At 66.7% G+C, this 20,889-nt stretch carries 16 protein-coding genes; 4 read left to right on the top strand and 12 right to left on the bottom strand.

The window, feature by feature from the left end; all coding sequences use genetic code 11:
• Positions 1-55: 55 nt before the first annotated feature.
• From H4O13_05545 to H4O13_05530, 4 genes are all read left to right on the top strand, one after another.
• Positions 56-1,177: a homocysteine S-methyltransferase family protein gene (locus H4O13_05545; protein MBE5314851.1), complete on the top strand. Its 1,122-nt coding sequence runs from the start codon at positions 56-58 to the stop codon at positions 1,175-1,177.
• Positions 1,174-3,867: a methionine synthase gene (metH, locus tag H4O13_05540; protein ID MBE5314850.1), complete on the top strand. Its 2,694-nt coding sequence runs from the start codon at positions 1,174-1,176 to the stop codon at positions 3,865-3,867. The genes H4O13_05545 and metH overlap by 4 nt, the downstream gene beginning before the upstream one ends.
• Positions 3,868-4,015: 148 nt before the next feature.
• Entirely contained in the window at positions 4,016-6,547 is a 2,532-nt protein-coding gene (locus tag H4O13_05535) for a serine/threonine protein kinase (GenBank protein MBE5314849.1), read from the top strand.
• Positions 6,544-6,894 (top strand): DP-EP family protein, encoded by a 351-nt coding sequence (locus H4O13_05530; protein MBE5314848.1) that lies wholly within the window; start codon positions 6,544-6,546, stop codon positions 6,892-6,894. The genes H4O13_05535 and H4O13_05530 overlap by 4 nt, the downstream gene beginning before the upstream one ends.
• 1,061 nt (positions 6,895-7,955) lie before the next feature.
• Here H4O13_05530 and H4O13_05525 read toward each other — a convergent pair.
• From H4O13_05525 to der, 12 genes are all read right to left on the bottom strand, one after another.
• Positions 7,956-8,321: a hypothetical protein gene (locus tag H4O13_05525; protein MBE5314847.1), complete on the bottom strand. Its 366-nt coding sequence runs from the start codon at positions 8,319-8,321 to the stop codon at positions 7,956-7,958.
• A 17-nt stretch (positions 8,322-8,338) separates the two neighbouring features.
• The gene (locus H4O13_05520) at positions 8,339-9,301 is read right to left on the bottom strand and encodes an IS1595 family transposase (GenBank protein ID MBE5314846.1); all 963 of its coding nucleotides are present in this window, start codon (positions 9,299-9,301) and stop codon (positions 8,339-8,341) included.
• A 262-nt stretch (positions 9,302-9,563) separates the two neighbouring features.
• Complete coding sequence (gene guaA / locus H4O13_05515) at positions 9,564-11,150, bottom strand: glutamine-hydrolyzing GMP synthase (protein MBE5314845.1); 1,587 nt, start codon at positions 11,148-11,150, stop codon at positions 9,564-9,566.
• Between the two features lie 177 nt (positions 11,151-11,327).
• Entirely contained in the window at positions 11,328-12,782 is a 1,455-nt protein-coding gene (gene guaB, locus H4O13_05510) for an IMP dehydrogenase (protein MBE5314844.1), read from the bottom strand.
• Between the two features lie 162 nt (positions 12,783-12,944).
• Positions 12,945-14,219, bottom strand: coding sequence for a TRAP transporter large permease subunit (locus tag H4O13_05505; GenBank protein MBE5314843.1), 1,275 nt, complete (start codon positions 14,217-14,219; stop codon positions 12,945-12,947).
• The gene (locus tag H4O13_05500) at positions 14,216-14,710 is read right to left on the bottom strand and encodes a TRAP transporter small permease (protein MBE5314842.1); all 495 of its coding nucleotides are present in this window, start codon (positions 14,708-14,710) and stop codon (positions 14,216-14,218) included. The genes H4O13_05505 and H4O13_05500 overlap by 4 nt, the downstream gene beginning before the upstream one ends.
• A 10-nt stretch (positions 14,711-14,720) precedes the next feature.
• Positions 14,721-15,701 (bottom strand): TRAP transporter substrate-binding protein DctP, encoded by a 981-nt coding sequence (gene dctP / locus H4O13_05495; protein MBE5314841.1) that lies wholly within the window; start codon positions 15,699-15,701, stop codon positions 14,721-14,723.
• A gap of 13 nt (positions 15,702-15,714) precedes the next feature.
• Positions 15,715-16,590 (bottom strand): hypothetical protein, encoded by an 876-nt coding sequence (locus tag H4O13_05490; protein ID MBE5314840.1) that lies wholly within the window; start codon positions 16,588-16,590, stop codon positions 15,715-15,717.
• Positions 16,591-16,659: 69 nt separating this feature from the next.
• Positions 16,660-17,529, bottom strand: a complete 870-nt coding sequence (gene folD / locus H4O13_05485; GenBank protein MBE5314839.1) for a bifunctional methylenetetrahydrofolate dehydrogenase/methenyltetrahydrofolate cyclohydrolase FolD — start codon at positions 17,527-17,529, stop codon at positions 16,660-16,662.
• 159 nt (positions 17,530-17,688) lie between these two features.
• Entirely contained in the window at positions 17,689-18,822 is a 1,134-nt protein-coding gene (gene moeB, locus H4O13_05480) for a molybdopterin-synthase adenylyltransferase MoeB (protein ID MBE5314838.1), read from the bottom strand.
• Complete coding sequence (locus tag H4O13_05475) at positions 18,804-19,430, bottom strand: hypothetical protein (protein MBE5314837.1); 627 nt, start codon at positions 19,428-19,430, stop codon at positions 18,804-18,806. Before H4O13_05475 ends, moeB begins: the two co-directional genes overlap by 19 nt.
• Before the next feature lie 13 nt (positions 19,431-19,443).
• Positions 19,444-20,853 carry a ribosome biogenesis GTPase Der gene (der, locus tag H4O13_05470; protein MBE5314836.1) on the bottom strand — a complete coding sequence of 470 codons (1,410 nt, stop codon included), beginning with the start codon at positions 20,851-20,853 and terminating at the stop codon, positions 19,444-19,446.
• Positions 20,854-20,889 lie beyond the last annotated feature (36 nt).

The following is a 20,889-nucleotide window of genomic DNA, read 5'->3' as shown; positions in this document are numbered from 1 at the left end:
TCCCCGAACCCCCGAACGCCCGCCCACCCCAGGCGCTGCCAAGGAAGACCACGCAATGCCCAGCTTCACCGCCCTGCCCTGGCTCAAGCCCTACCGCGTCGCCAAGCTCGAAGCCGCACTCGCCGAGCGCATCCTGATCATCGATGGCGCCATGGGCACGATGATCCAGCGTCATTCGCTCGACGAGGCCGCCTACCGCGGTGAGCGCTTTCGCAACGGTCTGGATGCGCTGCAGTCGCAGCCGCCCTGCGGACACGAAGGCCACTCGCACGGCGAAGGCTGCGGCTGCGATCTCAAGGGCAACAACGACCTGCTCACGCTGACCCAGCCGCAGATCATCGGCGACATCCACACGGCCTATCTCGAAGCCGGCGCCGACCTCATCGAGACCAATACCTTCAACAGCACGACGCTGTCGCAGGCCGACTACAAGCTGGAGCATCTCGCCCGCGAGTTGAACCTGGAAGGCGCCAGGCTGGCCCGCGCCTGCTGTGACGCCATCGAAGCGAAGACGCCCAACAAGCCGCGTTTCGTCGTCGGCATCCTCGGCCCCACCAGCCGCACGGCCAGCATCAGCCCGGACGTCAACAACCCCGGGTTTCGCGCCACCAGCTTCGAAGAGCTGGCGACGGCCTACCGGGAAGCGACCGAAGGCCTCATCGATGGCGGCGCCGACATCATCATGGTCGAGACCGTATTCGACACGCTCAACGCCAAGGCCGCCGTGTTCGCGGTGGAGGAAGTCTTCCAGCAGCGCGGCGCGCGCCTGCCGCTCATGATCTCCGGCACGATCACCGATCGCAGCGGGCGCACGCTGTCGGGCCAGACCGCCGAGGCCTTCTGGTACTCGCTGGCGCATTCGCGGCCGCACGCCATCGGCTTGAACTGCGCCCTGGGCGCCAAGGACCTGCGCGCGCACGTCGACATCCTCGCCCAGGTGGCAAGCACACACGTCAGCTGTCATCCGAACGCCGGCCTGCCGAACGCCTTCGGCGGCTACGACGAAACCCCCGAGGACATGGCCGGCACCCTGCGCGAATTCGCCGAGGCCGGCCTGCTCAACCTCGTGGGCGGCTGCTGCGGCACCACGCCCGAGCACATCGCGGCCATCGCCAAGGTGGTCGAGGGCGTCACCCCGCGCGCGCTGCCCGTGGTTCCCACGGAGGCCGCGGCATGAGCACGCCCCGCTACACACGGCTGTCGGGTCTGGAACCGCTGGTCATCACGCCGGACACCAACTTCGTCAACATCGGCGAGCGCACCAACGTCACCGGCTCGGCGCAGTTCCGCAAGCTGATCCTCGACCAGCGCTACGACGAGGCGGTCGAAGTCGCGCGTCAGCAGGTCGAAAGCGGTGCGCAGATCCTCGACGTCAACATGGACGAGGGCATGCTCGACGCCGAAAAGGCGATGGTGACCTACCTCAACCTGATCGCCGCCGAACCCGACATCGCGCGCATCCCGGTGATGGTCGACAGCTCGAAATGGAGCGTGATCGAAGCCGGCCTGCGCTGCCTGCAGGGCAAAGGCGTGGTCAACTCGATTTCGATGAAGGAAGGCGAAGCGGCCTTCCTCGAGCAGGCGCGCCTGGTGCAGCGCTACGGCGCCGCCGCGGTGATCATGGCCTTCGACGAGCAGGGCCAGGCCGACACCTGCGCGCGCAAGGTCGAAATCTGTACCCGCGCCTACCATCTGCTGCGCGACAAGCTCGACTTCCCGCCTGAAGACATCATCTTCGACCCGAACATCTTTGCCGTGGCCACCGGCATCGACGAGCACAACAACTACGCGGTGGACTTCATCGAGGCCACCCGCATCATCAAGCAGACCCTGCCGCACTGCCATGTGAGCGGCGGCGTCTCCAACGTCAGCTTCGCCTTCCGCGGCAACAATGTGGTGCGCGAGGCGATCCATGCCGTGTTCCTGTTCCACGCGATCCGCGCCGGCATGGACATGGGCATCGTCAACGCCGGTGCGCTGCCGATCTATGACGACCTCGACCCGGAACTGCGCGAGCGCGTCGAAGACGTGGTGCTGAACCGAAGAGACGACGCCACCGAACGCTTGCTGGAGATCGCCCCGCGCTACAAGAAGGGCAAGGGCGAGACAGCCGACACCAGCGCCAAGCTGGCCTGGCGCGCGAACCCGGTGGCCGAGCGCCTGAAGCACGCCCTCGTGCACGGCATCGACGAGTTTGTCGAGACCGACACCGAAGAGGCCCGCCAGGGCTTCGCCAAGCCGCTGGAGGTCATCGAAGGCCCGCTGATGGCCGGCATGAATGTGGTCGGCGATCTGTTCGGCGCCGGCCGCATGTTCCTGCCGCAGGTGGTGAAGTCGGCCCGCGTCATGAAGAAGGCCGTGGCCTACCTGCTGCCCTACATCGAGGAGGAAAAACTGCGCACGGGCGACGTAGGCCGCAACAACGGCCGCATCCTGATGGCGACGGTCAAGGGTGACGTGCACGACATCGGCAAGAACATCGTCGGCGTGGTGCTGGCCTGCAACAACTTCGAGGTGGTCGACCTGGGCGTGATGGTGCCGGCGCAGACGATTCTCGACCGCGCCCGCGAGGTCAACGCCGACCTCATCGGACTGTCCGGCCTGATCACCCCTTCCTTGGAAGAGATGAGCCACGTCGCCAAGGAAATGCAGCGACAGGGCTTCCACGTGCCGCTGATGATCGGCGGTGCCACCACTTCACGCGCACACACCGCGCTCAAGATCGCACCGCACTACAAGTCGCCGACGGTGTGGGTGAAAGACGCCTCGCGTGCGGTCGGCGTGGCGCAGAGCCTCATCAGCGCCGACCTGCGCGCGAACTTTGTGGCCGCCAACGAAGCTGACTTCGCCGATATCCGCGCCCGTCACGCGCAGAAGGGCAACGGCAAACGCCTGGTCAGCCTGGAGCACGCGCGCGGCCAGCGCTTTCGCGGCGACTGGGCGAACTACGTGCCGCCCACCCCACGCGTGCCCGGCGTCACCGAGCTCAAGGTCGATCTCGCCACGCTGGTGGACTACATCGACTGGACGCCCTTCTTCAACGCCTGGGAGCTGGCCGGCCGCTATCCCGCCATCCTCACCGACGAAATCGTCGGCACGCAGGCCAGCGAGCTGTTCCGCGATGCGCAGGAGATGCTGCGCGAGATCATCGAAGGCGAGTGGCTGGAGGCCAAGGCGGTGGTGGGCCTCTGGCGTGCGCACAGCGTCGGCGACGACATCGAGGTGTTCAACGCGCACGGCGGCGAGCTGGCGGTGATCCACGGCCTGCGCCAGCAGGTCGACAAGCCCGCCGAGCGCCCGGACTTCTGCCTCTCGGACTTCATCGCCCCGCACGATGCGGGCCGTGAGGACTGGTTCGGCGCCTTCGCCGTCACCGCTGGCCTCGGCTGCGAGGACCGCGCCCGAGCCTTCGAAGCGGCACACGACGACTACCGCGCCATCCTGCTGAAATCGCTGGCCGACCGCTTCGCCGAAGCCCTTGCCGAATACGCCCATGAGCGCGTGCGCAAAGAGCTGTGGGGCTATGCGGCAGACGAGAACCTGGACTGCGAGGCACTGGTCCGCGAGCAGTACCGCGGTATCCGCCCGGCACCCGGCTACCCCGCCTGCCCGGACCACACCACCAAGCGCACCCTGTTCCGCCTGCTCGAAGCCGAAGCGCGCTGCGGCATGGCGCTGACCGAGGGCCTGGCGATGACGCCAGCGGCGTCCGTCTGCGGCATGTACTTCAGCCACCCGCAAAGCCAGTACTTCGTGGTCGGCCGCATCAGCAAGGAGCAGGTCACCGACTACGCCCACCGCCGCGGCCTGCCGATGCACGAGGCCGAACGCTGGCTGGCGCCGGTGCTGGATTACGATCCGGAGTAGCTTGGCGCGTGTCGGGGAGGCCCCCTCCCTTCACCGCACAGCGCGATGATCGGCGGCGCGCCCGCACGAAACCGGTGTCACCCCACTGGCGCGGCAAGTTGCATGCCTCGTATAGTGAAGGCCATCAGAACATTCGTTCGGCGAAGTGATGACCGCCACCGAGCAGCTGACCCAGGTCCTGCCTCGCACTGAAGGCCTCGACACCAAGTGCTCTGCGGCCTCGCGGCCGGTCCGCGAGTGGCACGAGGGACAACGCATCGGGGCCTTCAAGCTGGAGCGCCGCCTGGGAAAGGGCGGCATGGGCCAGGTCTGGCTGGCCCACCAGCTGCAGCCGCTGATCCGAGACGTCGCGCTGAAGGTGATGCTGCCGGAGCGGCGCAGCGCACGGGCCGAAGCCTTCTTCGAGGTGGAGCGTCAGGCCCTCGCCCTGCTCTCGCACCGCGCAATCGCCCAGATCTACGACGCGGGGCGCCTGCCCGACGGGGCGCTCTACTTCGCGATGGAGTACGTGCCGGGCCGGCCGCTGGACGAGTTCCTGCGCCTGTATCCGCAGCCGACCCCGTCGCTCGTGCGGATGTTCATCGAGCTCTGCGGCGGCATCCAGCATGCCCATCAGCGCGGCCTGATCCATCGGGACCTGAAGCCACAGAACGTGCTGGTGCAGGACGCCGACGCCGGCCCGCTGCCGCGCATCATCGACTTCGGCATCGCTCTGGGCGCCAGCGCCGATGGGCCGACACCGATGCAAGCCAATCAGGTGGCGGGCACGCCGGCCTACATGGCCCCTGAGCAGCGCGACCCCGCCCCCGCCGGCATCGATGCCCGCTGCGACATCTACGCCCTGGGCGTGATGCTGGCCGAGTGCCTGCGCCTGCAGGTGGGCCTGCCCTTCGACGGCTGCGCCCTCCAAAACACGGCGCTTCGCGAAGAGTTCGCGCGCAGCCTGCAGACACGCGTACCGGGCGAGGGCGATGCCCAGCAGCTGCGGCGCGTGCCCTTCGAACTGCGCGCCATCGCGCTACGTGCCATGGCGGAAGACCGCGACCAGCGCTACGCCTCGGCCGCCTCAATGGCCGAAGACCTGCAGCGCTGGATGCAACGCGAGCCCGTGATGGCGGTTCAGGGCGGGCGCGGATATGCGCTGCGCTGCTTCCTTCGACGCAATGCGCTGGCCGCCGCCGCCGCCTCGCTCATTGGCATCGCACTGATCGGCGGCACTGGCCTGGCCCTCTACGGCCTGACCGAAGCGCGCGCCGGCCGAGCCCAGGCGGAAGCTGCACAAGCCCTCGCGGAACAGCGTCGCGGCGAGGCCGAACAGCTCATCCAGTACATGCTGGGCGACCTCGCCGACAAGCTGCGCCCGCTGGGACGTCTGGATCTGCTGGACAGCATCGGCGCCGAAGCGCTCAAGTACCTCGGTGAAGCGGACATGCGCGGTGATGCGGCGAGCGCGTTGGCACGCGCTAGGGCCCTACGCACGCTTGGGGAAGTGCAGGTGACGCGCCAGCAGTTTGAGCAGGCTGGGCCGGTGCTTGAGCAGGCGGCACGGCTGTTGGAAGCGGCGCTTGCTTCGCCCGGACGGCAGAAGGAACAGCTTCATTTCGAGGCGGGCCAGGTGGCGTTCTGGCGCGGTCATATCGCCTACAGGGTTCGCGACTACCCGGCGGCCGAAACTCACATGGCACGCTACCTAGCCGAAGCGCGTGCATTCGACGAGATCACTGGTGACCATCAATCCGGGCAACACGAAATCGCCTATGCGCTGAACAATCTTGGTTCCCTGATGCTAGCCCAGGAGCGCCCATCCGACGCGCTGGCGCACTTTGAACAAGCGGCGCAGGTTCGCGAGGCGATGTTGAATTCCGATTCGGATCCTCGCGTCCTCGACCTCGTGGATTCGCTTTCTTGGGTCGCCAACGCCCAGGAAAGCTTGGGACAGCCTCGCGCCGCGCTGGAGAGCAGAAAAACGGCGCTGGAGAGGCTGTTGGCCCACGAACGAGCGGCAGGCGCCAGCCCGCGAGCAAGACGATTCGAGATCAATCTGCGCTACATGCTTGATGTCCACAGCGATTTGCTCGGACAAGAGGGCGCCAGTATCGACAGCCTGCTGCGCGCCGCCGCGCTGGCACGGGAGGATGCAGCCAACGATCCGACACAGCCACGACGCCAGGTTCTGCTGGCATTGATCGGCTACCGAGCCGCGATAAAGACTTCGGGGAACACTGCGGCGAGTCGCCAGCACCTCGCGACTGCAGAGCAAGCGCATCGGGTCGTTTCGACCAGCCCGCTTCCAGAAGGCGAGCGTGTGCGTGTCAGCGGCGCTCGTTGTCTGGCGCTGCACCATCTCGACATGCCAGGCACTGGCTGCGCCGCAGAGGTGATGGAAAGGATCCAGCTTCTGCGCGAGGCGCGAAACTCCAGCGTAGACCTTGACCTGCTGTATGTAGAGTTGGCCGCGCACATCCCCGACGGTGAAGCCGGTCCCTGGCCGGAAGCACTAAGGGTACTTGCCAACCTTCGGGACTCATCGAGCCTGTCTCTCAGATATCTCGTCGCAAAGCGCTCGCTGATCCAGAGGTCGAACTCATCCATCCGTGATCTGCCCGAGCTCGATCGAATGATCGCAGACCTTCGGAAGCCCACCGAAACCCTTCCACCCGAGCAAAAGGAACTCCGATGAGCCAATCCATCAGCGTGTCGATCAACGGTGCGTTTCCCGACTATGGCATCGCATTCAGTTCAGAGCCGTTGCCAGTCAAGCATGGCAAGACTGAAACCATTACCTACACGATGATCAGCCGTGGCTTTCGCTTCGTTGGCATCAACGTTCAGCGCAATCCCTTTGATACCGCTGACCAGCTGACCTGGGCCATCCCAGCCGACCAGCAGTCCCTGATCCTGACCGACGTCAACGCCGATGCCGGGCAGTCGGTCTTCCGCTTCGAAATCGTGTTCAGCGACTCCCAAGGCAATCAGTTCAGCAGCATGGATCCCCAGATCGAGAACGACGGCATCCCGCCGACCTGATCAGCCGAATCGCTGAAGACACTGCCTGCGCCTCACCCATTTCGACGCTCACGACCTCGACAACCTCGCAAGGCCAACTGCCCGCCAGCAATCGAAGGCTGGCAGGCGGCCTGCTGAGGTAGCAGGTCGAACGCAAGGGCCACCACCGGGCGGACGGCCCAGCTGCCGGCTCTGGCAGCCAGAGGGCGATGCCCGACACGAATGGCAGTGCCCGTTTCGAACTGCGCGCCATAGGGAAGCTCTGATTCACCGGAGCTTCCCTATGGCGCGCCACGAATGGCGGTCACGAGGATCGAGCTCGTCAGCGCTTGATCTGGGGTGACCGAGCGCAGCGAAGGCGTCGCCGCGCAGCGGCCGAACGAGTCCGGACCCGCGCCGGACTCGCGACGTCTGAACGACTCCCGGACGGAGTTGTTCAGACCTTCCATAGAGCAATGGCGGAGGACCACCAACAGCACTACGCGTCAGCCACCCCAAGGGCCGAAGGCCTTCAGCGCTCCTGATTAGTGTCGAACCTCAGTGCCTAACGCCACCCCGGATGCCGAAAGCCGCTGCAGCGTCAAGCCTTCAAGCAAGATTCGCACGGTCGGACTCCGAAGCTCGAAGTGGACGCGCGTCCGTCGGCCCGCTCGGTGTCATGAGGACCAAGCGGTGCAGGATTCTCGGTGCCCAAGCGCTCCGAGCATCAACTGAGGTTCGACACTTATCAGGTCAGCGCTTGGGTGCAGCGCGAGCCCATGACGGCGGTCAAGAGGCGCTGAAACGCTGCCTATCCCCCGCCAGCCTTCGTCAAGCAGATTCGCAATCGGCTTGGAGCCGACAATGATCAGCGCCCGGAACTTCATTTCGTCAAGGTGATCCGGCGAATAGCACGGTGCCGGCACCGTATTCGCGGCAACGTGACTCAGCATGTCGCGCCGGAGGGGAGCAGATCTTGCGACGGTCTCGAAAGCGCCGATCCCGTTGATCGAGGATCACGCCCCAGTTCCAGCGCTGCCTCGCCTTCGAATCCGCCCACCGGCGCAACTTGTATGCTGAGCTGGCACGTGTGGATGCAGAGGTTACTTCCGCAGCTCTCTGAGATAGCCCGAACGCTCGTAGAGCTTGCCCGTGCCCGCACAGACATCCTCAGCGATGAGTCTATTCGCGTTGCCTTCATCGGCTGCGGCGATGACCAAGTAGTCGCTGCCGACCTCCCAGTAGCTCCCCAGGCAGTAGCAAGCATCTTCCGAAACCACTTCGACCTGCGTCTCCAAGTTCCCCCTGAGCGCTTCGCCTAGTTCGAAGGTGACTCGCCTGCCACCACAGTCATCGCCATGCAAGGCATCCCAACACAGGTCCATTGGCCGGTAAGGATCGCTTTCCACCTTGAGCACGGTTCCAACGAAAGCCACTTCCGCCCGCTTGGCGACTTCGGATGGCTCCACCTGATTAGCGCCGAACCTCAGTGAGCGAAATTGCTCGCCGCACGCAGAAGCCGCTCTGGACAAGGCTTGCAGCTCATCAAGTCGGCCCCGAGCTGGCCCGCCATCCTGCGCAGCTTGAAGCGGCGGTTGAAGCGGTACGCGGCCTCGGCCAGGTAGCGGCCAGCGTACTTCGACTGACGGATGGCGTGATAGACGCCCTCGAGCGCCCGCTTGAGGTTCGAGAGCAGCACGTTGACCCAGCGGGCGCCATCGACTTCGGTGGCCGCGCGGCCGCCGCCGGTCTGCAGCACGGTGTGCGCGTGGCCCGCAACCTCGATGCGCCGGAAGCACCCCAGCCCATCGGTAAACGCCTCCGCCTCGGGCGCCAAGCGCCGCTGCACCCAGTCGGCCAGCGAGGCATTGTCGAAGGCCGGCACGGGTTCGATGACAGCGAAGGTCGGGTGTTGAAGGGCTGCATCGGTGCTCACCGCGATCAAGAACTGCTGCTTGTTCTCGGAGCCTCGTCCCGGCTTGCCGCCGTTGCGCTCACCGCCGAGGTAAGCGTCATCGATCTGCACGAATCCACTGAGCTGCCTCGATTTTTCCTGCTCGGCCATGGCCTGCATGATCTTGTGCTTCAAGCGCCAGGCCGTGCGGTAGCACACGCCGAGATGACGCTTGAGCTCCAGCGCTGCGAGGTTGGTCTTGGTGGAGGTGAGCAGGTAGATCGCCAGCAGCCAGGTGGTCAAGGGCAACTTGGTGGAGGCCAGCAGGGTGCCGCTGATCAGCGTGGCCTGGTGCTGGCAGGCGCGGCACTGGTAAAGGTTCTGGCCGCCGCGACGAAAGCTCGAACGGTGGCGACCTCCGCAGGCAGGGCAACGAAATCCCGCGGGCCAACGCCAGCGGTACAGTGCCCGTCGACACTTCGCCTCCGTGCCGTAGAGGTCCAGGAACTCAGGCAGCGACAGCCCCGACTGAAACTGGATCATGTTCATCGCCATGGCCGTGCTCCACGTGGGTTGGTAGCTCAGCCTCGGGTCGTTGCGTCTCAGATCCTGCGAGCGAAGACTGAGGTTCGGCGCTAATCAGGAAAGACATTTCAGATCCTTGTCGAACGGGAGTTCGGGCAGACTAAACGCGCCACGAATTGAGTATGCCCATCAAGACACGACGCGAGGATGCGAGAGGGGCTAGACCAAGGAACTTGGCCAGGGTGCGCAAAGAGTTTCAGTTGCCTCATGCGGGCATCCACTCTTTCTGAACTCACTCCCACTCAATCGTCGCCGGCGGCTTGCCGCTGATGTCGTAGACCACGCGGCTCACGCCGCGCAGCTCGTTAACGATGCGCCGCGCGACGCGGTCGAGGAAGTCGTAGGGCAGGTGCGCCCAGTGCGCGGTCATGAAGTCGATGGTTTCGACCGCGCGCAGCGCGATCACCCATTCGTAGGCGCGGGCGTCGCCGACCACGCCGACCGACTTCACCGGCAGGAACACGGCAAAGGCCTGGCTGACGCGGTCGTAAAGGTCGGCGCGGCGCAGCTCTTCGATGAAGATGTGGTCGGCCTTGGCCAGCAGCTCGGCGTATTCGGGCTTGACCTCGCCGAGGATGCGCACGCCCAGGCCCGGGCCCGGGAAGGGATGGCGGTAGACCATGTGGCGCGGCAGGCCGAGTGCCACGCCGAGGCGACGCACTTCGTCCTTGAACAGCTCGCGCAGCGGCTCGACCAGGCCGAGCTTCATGTGATCGGGAAGGCCACCGACGTTATGGTGGCTCTTGATGACGTGGGCCTTGCCGGTCTTGCTGCCGGCCGATTCGATCACGTCGGGGTAGATCGTGCCCTGCGCCAGCCACTGGATATTGCTGAGCTTGGCGGCCTCTTCGTCGAAGATTTCGACGAACAGCCGACCAATGATCTTGCGCTTGGCTTCGGGGTCTTCGACGCCCGACAGTGCGGCGTAGTAGCGCTCGGCCGCATTGACGCGGATCACCTTGACGCCCATGCCGCCAGCCTCGGCGTTGGCGGCGAACATCTGCATGACCTGATCGCCTTCCTGCCAACGCAGCAGGCCGGTGTCGACGAACACGCAGGTCAAGCGCTCGCCCAGAGCGCGGTGCAGCAGGGCCGCGACCACGCTGGAATCGACGCCGCCCGACAGGCCCAGCAGAACATCGCCCTCGCCCACCTGGGCGCGCACGCGCTCGATCTGGTCCTCGATGATGTTGGCGGCGGTCCACAGGGTTGCGCAGCCGCAGAGGTCGACGACAAAGCGCCGCAGCATGTCGGTGCCGGACTTGGTGTGGGTCACCTCCGGGTGGAACTGCACGCCATACCACCGGCGCTGCTCGTCGGCCATGGCGACGATGGCAACGCTCTCGGTGCGCGCGGTGATGTGGAAGTCCGGCGGCACCGCGGTCACGCGGTCGCCGTGGCTCATCCACACGTCAAGCCGCGGCGGCGAGCCGGCGTGGTCCTTCAGGCCATCCAGCAGGCCGCAGGGCGCGCTGACTTCGACCTCGGCATAGCCGAACTCGCGCTCATGCCCCGACTCCACTCGGCCGCCCAACTGCACGGCCATGGTCTGCATGCCGTAGCAGATGCCGAGGATTGGCACGCCAGCATCGAACACTTCCTGCGGCGCGCGCGGTGAGCCCGCTTCGACAGTGGACTCCGGCCCACCCGAGAGGATGATGCCCTTCGCGCCCCAGGCGGCGATCTCGGCGGGATCGTGATCCCAGGCCCAGATCTCGCAGTACACCCCGATCTCGCGGATGCGACGGGCGATCAGCTGCGTGTACTGCGCGCCGAAGTCGAGGATCAGGATCTTGTCGCTGTGGATGTCTTGGAGCATGGGATTGGGGATTCGGGATTGGGGATTGAAGAGCGGGCCCACGAAACATCAGGCCCAAGAACAGCCCAAGGGGCGTAGCGAGAGTGCAAACCAGAGCGGTGACGCGGTACCGATCGTCTGAGCGACCGCAGCAGACGCAATCCCCAATCCCCAATCCCCAATCCCGCCGCGCAAGCGTCAGCTTGCGCGGTAGTTCGGCGGCTCCTTGGTGATCTGCACGTCGTGGACGTGGCTCTCGCGGACGCCGGCATTGGTGACGCGGACGAAGCTGGGCTTGCTGCGCATGTCTTCGATGCTGGCGCAGCCGACATAGCCCATCGAGGCGCGCAGGCCGCCGGCCAGCTGGTGGACGATGTTGCGCACCGAGCCGCGGTAGGGCACGCGGCCTTCGATGCCCTCGGGCACCAGCTTGTCGGCGTCGGACGCGTCCTGGAAGTAGCGGTCCTTGCTGCCTTGCTCCATCGCGCCCAAGCTGCCCATGCCGCGGTAGCTCTTGTAGCTGCGGCCTTGGAAGAGTTCGGTTTCACCGGGGCTTTCTTCGGTGCCGGCGAACAGTCCGCCGATCATCACGGTGGAAGCGCCGGCGGCAATCGCCTTGGCGATGTCGCCGGAGTAGCGGATGCCGCCGTCGGCGATGAGCGGGATCTGGTCCTTGAGCGCAGTGGCGACGAGGTCGATCGCGGTGATCTGCGGCACGCCAACGCCAGCCACGATGCGCGTGGTGCAGATCGAGCCCGGGCCCACGCCGACCTTGACCGCGTCGGCGCCGTGGTCGAGCAGAGCCAGCGCGGCCTCGCCAGTGACGATGTTGCCGCCGATCACCTGCACGTTCGGGAAGGTCTTCTTGACCCAGCGAACGCGATCCAGCACGCCCTGCGAATGGCCGTGCGCGGTGTCGACCACGATCACATCGACGCCGGCCTGCACGAGGGCATTGACGCGTGCTTCGGTATCGCCGCCAACGCCGACGGCGGCGCCGACCAGCAGCTGCTCGTCGCTGTCCTTGGCGGCATTGGGGTTGTCGCGGGCCTTCTGGATGTCCTTGACGGTGATCAGGCCGCGCAGGGCGAACTGGTCGTCGACCACCAGCACTTTCTCGATGCGGTGCTTGTGCATGAGGTCGAGCACTTCGTCATCGGAGGCGCCTTCGCCCACCGTCACCAGGCGATCCTTCTTGGTCATGATGTGGCTGACCGGGTCGTCCAGCCGCTTCTCGAAGCGCATGTCGCGGCTGGTGACGATGCCCACCAGCTGGTTGCCGTCGACCACCGGCACGCCCGAGATGTTGCGCTTGCGGGTGAGCTTGATGACTTCGCCGATCGTGGTGTTGGGGCCCACCGTGAAGGGCTCGCGGATCACGCCGGCTTCGAAGTTCTTGACCTGCTGCACGTGCGCCACCTGCTCGGCGACGCTCATGTTCTTGTGCAGGATGCCGATGCCGCCGAGCTGGGCCATGGCGATGGCCAGGCGCGCTTCGGTGACGGTGTCCATGGCGGCGGACACGATCGGCAGGTTGAGTTTGAGTCCGCGCGTGAGCCGCGTGGCCAGGCTGACGTCCTTGGGCAGCACCACCGAGTGGGCGGGAATCAGGGAGACGTCGTCGAAGGTCAGTGCTTCAACCTGGATGCGCATGCGGCGGGCTCCGGAGGAAAGAAGCGCGACAGTATAGGACGGGCCGGAGGCGCGGCGTTAGCGCGGGTTTGCGTCCTCCGAGGCCGGCGGAGCATGCGCCCCCCCCTCACGCTCGATTCCGCTGGCTGCGAATCCCGAATCCCGAATTCCCAATCCCGGCTCTCAAAGCAAAGCCAGCGACAGCCACGGCACGTAGGTGATGAGCACCAGTGCCACCAGCAGGATCAGGAAGAAGGGCACGCAGGCGCGCACCAGGCGGCCGATCGGCACCTTGAACCGGTAGCTGGCGATGAACAGGTTCATGCCCACCGGCGGGGTGAAGTAACCGAGCTGCAGGTTGGCCAGCATCAGCACGCCCAGATGCACCGGGTGGATGCCATAGCCGATCGCGATCGGCACCAGCAGGGGCACCAGGATCACGATCGCGGCGAACACGTCGAGCAGCATGCCGACCGCCAGCAGGAACAGATTCAGGGCCAGCAGGAAGGTGAGCGGGCTGCTGATGGCGCCCTGGATCCACTCGAACAGCCGTGTCGGCACCTCGGCATCGACCAGCCAGTTCGACAGCGCCAGCGCGGCGCCCAGAATGATGAGGATGGCGCCGACCATGCGCATCGACTCGGCCAGCAGGCCCGGCAGCCGATGGAACGCGATCTCACGTCTCACCAGCACGGTCACGACGAGCACGTAGAGCGCGGTGATTGCAGCCGCCTCGGAGGCGGCCAGTGCACCCGAGTAGATGGCCCCCAGCACCAGCAGCGGCAGCGGAATCTCCCAGGCCGCTTCGCGCGTTGCTTCGAGCACGCGCGACCAGGCGAAGGGCTGCGAGCGCGCCTGCAGCGCGCGGCCATGAAAGGCGGCATAGGCGCCCAACAGGGCAATCATCAGCAGCCCGGGCAGGATGCCGGCGATGAACAGATCTTCGATGGTCACCGACGGCGTCGTGCCGAGCTGGCCGGCGACGAAGCCGTAGAGGATGAGCGGCAGTGAAGGCGCAAACAGCAGTCCGAGGCTGCCGGCACTGGTGACCAGGCCGAGATTGAATCGCTCGTCGAAGCCGGCCGCCTTGAGCGCCGGATACAGCAGGGCACCCATCGCCACGATGGTCACGCCCGAGGCGCCGGTGAACGCGGTGAACAGCGCACACGCCACCAGCCCGACGATGGCGATGCCGCCGGGCAGCCAGCCGAGCAGCGCATCGGACAGCTTCAACAGGCGCTGCGGTGCGCGGCTCTCCGCCAGCAGGTAGCCGGCGACGGTGAACAGCGGAATCGCGGTGAGCCCCGGCATGCCGGCCAGGCGATGGAACTCGACCGCTACGACCGTGAGGTCGTAGCCGGCCTGATGGAATCCGATGAACGCAGCGCCGAGAATCAGCACGAACAGCGGCGCGCCCAGCAAGGCCGCAAGGATCAGCAGCAGCCAGAGCCCACTCACGTCGAGCTTCCCTCGCCAATCGGCGCCTCGCTCGGCGGACCGAGCGCGCTGGCGAGAACGAACCGCAGCGCAAGCACCGCGAAACCGAAGGGAATGATCAGCATGCCGGCCCAGCTCGGCAGGCCAGCGAACAGGGGCGTCGGCGCCTCGCGTTCGAGCTCGATCAGGCTCCAGCCGTACCAGGCCATCAGCCCACAGAGCGCGGCGCCTACCAGCTGCGCCAGCACCCACAGCACGCGCTGGCCGAATGGCGGCAGCAGGCGCGGCAGCAGGTCGAGCGCGAGGTGCCGGCGCTCGCGCGCGGCTCCGAGAGCGCCCAGCAGGGCGATCCACAGGACGAGCGTGCGCTGCGCGGTCTCGCCCGAGGTCCAACCGGTATCGGCAAACCAACGCAGCCCGATCTGAGCGACCGCGAGCCCGAGCAGCAGAAGCAGCAGCCCGGCGAGCACGCCGTCTTCAAGACGGTGCAGCGCGCGCAGCAGTCGACTCACGCGCTGCGGCTCACGGCGAGGACGCACCGGCGCGTCGGACCACGGCGTCCACCATCGAAGCACTCAGTTCATCGCGCTCCACCATGCCGGTCCGCACCGACAGGCCCACTTCGCGCCAGCGCGCCAGTTCGGTGGCGTCCGGGGTGAAGAACTCGATGCCTTCGCCGCGCAGGGCCGCGATCGCGCTCTCATCCGCGCGCTGGTTCTCGGCGTCGATCCGCTCCGAGGCCTTGCCGAAGGCGTCGAGCACAATCGCGCGATCCGCCTCGTCGATGCGAGCGAAGGCGCGATTGTCGAGCACCACAAAACCGACCACATAGGCCAAGGGCGCATCGAACACATGCTTCACCCGCGTGTGCCACTGCAGGGCGATGGCGCCCGCCGGGGTGTTGCCGACGATGTCGATCATGCCGGTCTGCAGGCTCGTGAACACGTCCGCCAGCGGCAGAGGGATCGGGCTGACGCCGCCAGCGCTGAAGGTGCGCTCGCTGATGAGGTCATTGCTCGGAATCCAGACCTTGCCCGCGCGCAGGTGCTCGATGCTCTGCAGCGGCTTGCTGCTCATCATGTAGGCGAAGCCGACGCCCGAGATGCTCAGCACCTCGAAGCCCTTTTCGCGGACGCCGTCTTTCAGCAGCGGGTCGACCTCACGACGCACGGCGGCGACCTGCCCGTGGTTCTCGAACAGGAAAGGCAGGCCATAGACCACGGCGTCCGGGTAGATGAGGGACAACTCGCTGCCGGTGAGGGCGCCGCCCTGCAGCTGCCCCAGGCGGATCTTGCGCATCACCGTGGCGTCATCGCCCATGACCCCGCCGGGGTAGTAGCGGAACTCGACGCGCCCCTCGGTGCGCTGCTTGACTTCTTCGGCGGCGGCGCGCATCTCGCGCAGCCAGCTGGAGCCTTCGGGGGCCAGCGTGGCGATTTTGAAGCTCTGCGCCTGCGCCAGCGGCGCGCACAGAGCGAACAGCACAATCAACAGAAAGCGCATGAAGGGCTCCAGATCAGAAATAGTTCTTCGAGTCGTCCAGCAGAGCGCGTGCCTGCGCCTGCGCCAGGGTGTTCATCAGGGTCAGACCCGGCGCGCGCGGATCGCTGTCGAGCACGCGCTGCAGCTGTTCGTCGTGCAGCTCCTGATCGAACACCAGCCGCGCGTAGTGCCGCGCGAGCAGGGTGCGCGCCATCAGATTGCGGCCCTGCGAGAGCTCGATCGCGCGCTCGAAAGCCGCCCTGCCCTGCTCCGGTCGCCCCCCAACCGCCGCCGGCCGCAGCGAATTCAGCACGCCGAGATAGACGTGCGGCATGCCTTGATCGAGGGCAGGCTCAAGCGCAACCGCGCGCTCCAGCAACAAGCTGACGCGCGGGATCGCGGCGATCGCCGCGTAGTCGTCGCTGTGGGTCTGGATGTAGCCGGCCCAGGCGCTGCCGAGTGCGTACAGCTGCGCGGCGGCCTCCTCACCGGAGGCCGCGCCGACCGCGGACTCCCAGACATCGAAGGGCGCCGCGATGGCGGCGCAGAGGCTCGCCTGGTCGATGCAGGTCGCGCGCTGGGCGTAGTCGAACGCGCGTTTCGACAGACGTGCGGCGCGTGCGGGCTCGCTGACGAAGTTGCCGGCATAGGCCCCATACAGACGCGCAGCCGCGCGCAGAGTGCCGGCGTTCTCGGGATCGCCTTCGAGCAAGCCATCCAGCAGCAGCAGGTACGCCGGCAGGCCCTCGGCCACCGTCGCGGGATCGTCCTGGTTGAGGATGCCGCGACCAAGATTGTCGGCAAAGCGTTCGCTGGCGCGATTCACCACCGAGGCGCAGCCGGCAAGCAGGCACACGCTGATCCCTAGCGCCACGGATTTGAGTAGAAACGAAGAAGCGATACGGATCACGGCGAGGCTCCCTGCCAGTCACCAGTGTCTACGGTGCAGACGACGCGAACATGACATGCAAAGCGCCCATCAGACGCTCTCCATCTCGCGCAGCAGGCTGGCTTCCCAGGTGTTCTGCATCAGGGTGGCTACGGTCATGGGGCCAACGCCACCGGGCACCGGGGTGATCCAGCTTGCGCGTTCGACGGCCGCTTCAAAGCCGACGTCGCCGGTCAGCGAGCCATCGGGCAAGCGGTTGATGCCGACATCGATCACCACCGCGCCCCGCTTGATCCATTCGCCGGGCACCAGCCCCGGCTTGCCCACGGCGACCACCACCAGATCGGCGGACTCGACGTGCTGGCGCAGGGTTTCGCGCGGGGTGAAGCGGTGGCAGCAGACCGTGGTGCAGCCGGCGATCAAGAGCTCCAGCGCCATCGGCCGACCGACGTGGTTGGACACGCCGACGATCACCGCCTGCTGCCCGCGCACGGGGCGATCGGTGTGGCTCAGCAGATGGACGATGCCCTTCGGGGTGCAGGGGCGCAGGCCAAGCTGGCGCAGGGCCAGGCGGCCGACGTTCTCGGGATGGAAACCGTCGACATCCTTGCGCGGATCGATGCGATTGAGCACCGCCTGCGCGTCGATGTGGGCGGGCAGCGGCAGCTGGACCAGGATGCCGTCCACTGCGGGATCGCCGTTCAGGCGATCGATCAGGCCCGCGAGCTCGGCCTGCGGCGTCTCGGCCGGAAGGTCGAAGTCGAAGCTTGCATAGCCCACGCGCTCGCAGGCGCGGCGCTTGTTGCGCACATAAACAGAGGACGCCGGATCTGCCCCCACGAGCACGACGGCCAGTCCAGGTGGCTTGCGGCCAAGAGCGACACGATCACGCACGCGACGGGCAAGGTCGGCAAGCAGTTCATCGGCAATACGCTTGCCATCCAGCAGGCGTGCGGTCATGGAATGGACCCGGCGGGAAAGCCGCGAATTATTGCACACGCCAGCAGCCGGGCCTGCACGGCACACGGGCTCCCCCAGCGCTCCCGCCCGCTACGACGCCCGCCAGAGGGTGGGTCTTGATCCACCCCGGCCTGCACGCTCGCGGCGGCCCGAACCCGCCTACACGACAACGCTGCAAAACCGCTGGTAATCCGCATAGCCCGGGAACGGTCGTCCCGGCGCGCACACGGCGCAGTCAGGATCCGGCGGCACGCCGATCTCACGAAAGCGCATCTGCAGGGCATCGACGCTGAGCACGCGGCCGTCGAGAACACGGCCAATGCCCAGCAGGTACTTCAGCGCCTCATTCGCTTGCAGCAGGCCCAGCAAGCCCGGCAGCACACCCAACACGCCGGCCTCGGCGCAGTTCGGGGCGTCCAGCGGTGGCTCCGGAAACAGGCAGCGGTAGCACGGCGATTGACCGCGGCGCGGGCCGGCCGCGAACACGCCCACCTGACCGGTGAAGCGCTCCACCGCGCCATAGACCATCGGCAGCCCGAGGTTCACGCAGGCATCCGACACCAGATAGCGCGTGGGAAAGTTGTCGCTGCCGTCAATCACCAGCTCAACGCCATCGAAGATGCGTTCGATGTTGTCGGCGGACAGGCGCTGCGCGCGCGTATCGAGATCGAGGTGCGGATTCAGGGCCAGCAGACGTTCGCGCGCCGAGTCGACCTTGTATTCCCCGACTGCGGCATCGGTGTGCAGCACCTGGCGCTGCAGGTTGCTTCGATCCACGCGGTCGTCGTCGATGAGGCGGATATGGCCAACCCCCGCCGCCGCCAGATACAGGGCGACCGGCGAGCCCAAGCCACCGGCCCCGACGATGGCCACCCGCGCACGCTGCAGCCGACGCTGGCCTTCGATGCCCACCTGCGGCAAACGCAGATGGCGATCGAAGCGCTCCAGGAAGTCCGGCGAGTCCTGCGCACCCGCCCAGGGCAGGCCCAGCGCGCGCCAGGCGCCGCAGCCGCCGCGAACCGAAGCCAGCTGCGTGTAGCCAAGGCCGCGCAGCTGCGAGGCCGCGCGCAGCGAGCGCATGCCGGCCGCGCAGATCAGCAGCAGCTCGCTGTGAGGCTCAGCTAAGCCGGCGATATCGGTCGCAAGCCGTGCCAGCGGAATCGCAATGGCCCCCTGCGGAAGCCCCGCTGCGCGCTCGCTGTCTTCGCGCACGTCAATCAGGACAGCGCCAGCCTGCTGCCGGGCGAGTGCCGCGGCGGGTTCCAGCTCCTGAATCACGCGCGAGCCCGGTATTGCAGCGCCGCGACGGTCGGCGCCACCCAGCCAGCGAACTGCCGAAGCAGCAGCTCCGGCTCGGCGGCGAGCCAGAGGACGCGCGCTCGCGAACTGCGCCAGGCCCGCGGCGCGTCCTGCGCAACAGGCATGGCGACGCCGAGCCGCGGAAGCCGCTCAAGCAGCACCGGCGCTGCGGCTGGCGTGGCGCTCAAGAGGACCAGATCGAAGCTGTCGAGCGCATCGCCGAGCGCGGCGTCGATGCGCTCCGCGTGCTGTGGCAGCGCCGGCCAGGCCAGCGACTCGATGCGCTGCTCGGCCAGCAGGGCCTGCAGCATCGGGCTGGCGACGTCATGCGTGCGACCCTCGATGCACGGGTCGCCGGCTTGCAGCAGTGCATCGCCAAAGCTGAACACCGCAACAGTGGGCCGCGGATAGACCTCGACGCGCGCATCGCCGGCTTCGGCAAGCAGGCCGATCTGACGCGGCGTGAGCGCGTCTCCAGGCCTCAAACCATCGCGGACCACACCCGCATAGACACGCGCCAGCGCACGTGGCACCGGCACCGCTTCAGTACGCAGCGCCGGCTGCGGCACGGAGTCGATCAGAGCCTGCAGCAGTACGTCCATGTGTCGGCTCCGCTCAGGACTTGCGCTTGACGAACTGCATCAGGCGCTTGCGCTTGGCCTTCTGGCGATCGCTCAGCTCCGGCTTGGGCTTGTCCTTGTAGGGGTTGTCGCCCTCACGGAACAGCAGCGCGATTGGCGTGCCCACCAGCTTGAAGCGCTTGCGGAAGAAGTTCTCCAGGTAGCGCTTGTAGCTGTCGGGCAGCGTCTTCAGCCGGGTGCCGTGGACAACGATGGTCGGAGGGTTGTGCCCCGCCATGTGCGCATACCGCAGCTTGGCGACGTGACCGCGCACCAGGGGCGGCTGAAAGGCCTCGAAGGCGGCTTCCAGCGCGCGATTGATCTCGGAGGTGCCGATCGTGCGCGTGGCGGATTCGTTGGCACGGTGGACTGCACGGAACAACTCGCGAAGACCGGTGCCGTGCTTGGCCGAGATGGTCACGATCTGGGCGTAGTTGACGAAAGCCAGGCGGCGCTCGAGGTCGGCCTTGCACTGGTCCTTCTGGTACTGGGTCAGGCCGTCCCACTTGTTGACTGCAATCACCAGCGCGCGCTGTGCCTGCAGCACGTGGCCCAGCACCGTGGCGTCCTGCTCGGTGACGCCCTCGCTGGCGTCGAGCATGAACACCACCACCTCGCTGTGCTCGATAGCCTGCAGGGCCTTCAGCACGCTGAATTTTTCGATGGCCTCGTCGACGCGCGCCTTGCGGCGGATGCCGGCAGTGTCGATCAGCCGGTACTTGCGGCCCTCGCGCTCAAGATCGACGGCGATGGAATCACGCGTGGTGCCTGCGACCTCGGAGGCGAGCACGCGCTCCTCGCCGCAAATGCGGTTCACCAGGGTGGACTTGCCGACGTTGGGCCGCCCCACGATGGCCAGCTTCAGCCTCTCGGTGGGGTCCTCAAGCGCAGGGTCGAGCTCGCCTTCCGCCGGGGCCGGCAGTCGGGCGAACAGCACGTCGATCAGCGGCAGCACACCGCGACCGTGAGAGGCCGCCAAGGGCAGCACGGCGTCGATACCGAGACGGGAGAATTCGGCCAGCGCGGTGTTCTCGTCGAGGCCATCGGTCTTGTTGACCGCGAGGATCACCGGCTTCGACTGGCGACGCAGACGGCGCAGGATCTCGCTGTCGTCCGGGGTGATGCCGGCACGTGCGTCGACGATGAACAACAGCACATCGGCCTCATCGACGGCCGCCCAGCTCTGGACTTCCGCACGCTCGCCGAGGCTGCCCTCTTGCGAGCCGATGCCACCGGTGTCGACCACCATGAAGGGACGATCGACCAGGCGACAGACCCCGTACTGGCGATCGCGCGTCAGCCCCGGCTGATCGGCGACGAGCGCATCCCGCGAGCGGGTGAGAACGTTGAACAGTGTCGACTTGCCCACGTTGGGGCGACCGACCAGGGCGACGAGAGGCAGCACGGGTGAATCCTTCAATGACAGTCGCGGACAAGGGGT

Source organism: Lysobacterales bacterium (assembly GCA_014946745.1).
In the GTDB taxonomy this organism is placed as follows: Bacteria; Pseudomonadota; Gammaproteobacteria; order Xanthomonadales; family Xanthomonadaceae; genus Aquimonas.
Note: the sequence above shows the minus strand (reverse complement) of the source record. Positions and strands in the feature narration are given on the sequence as shown.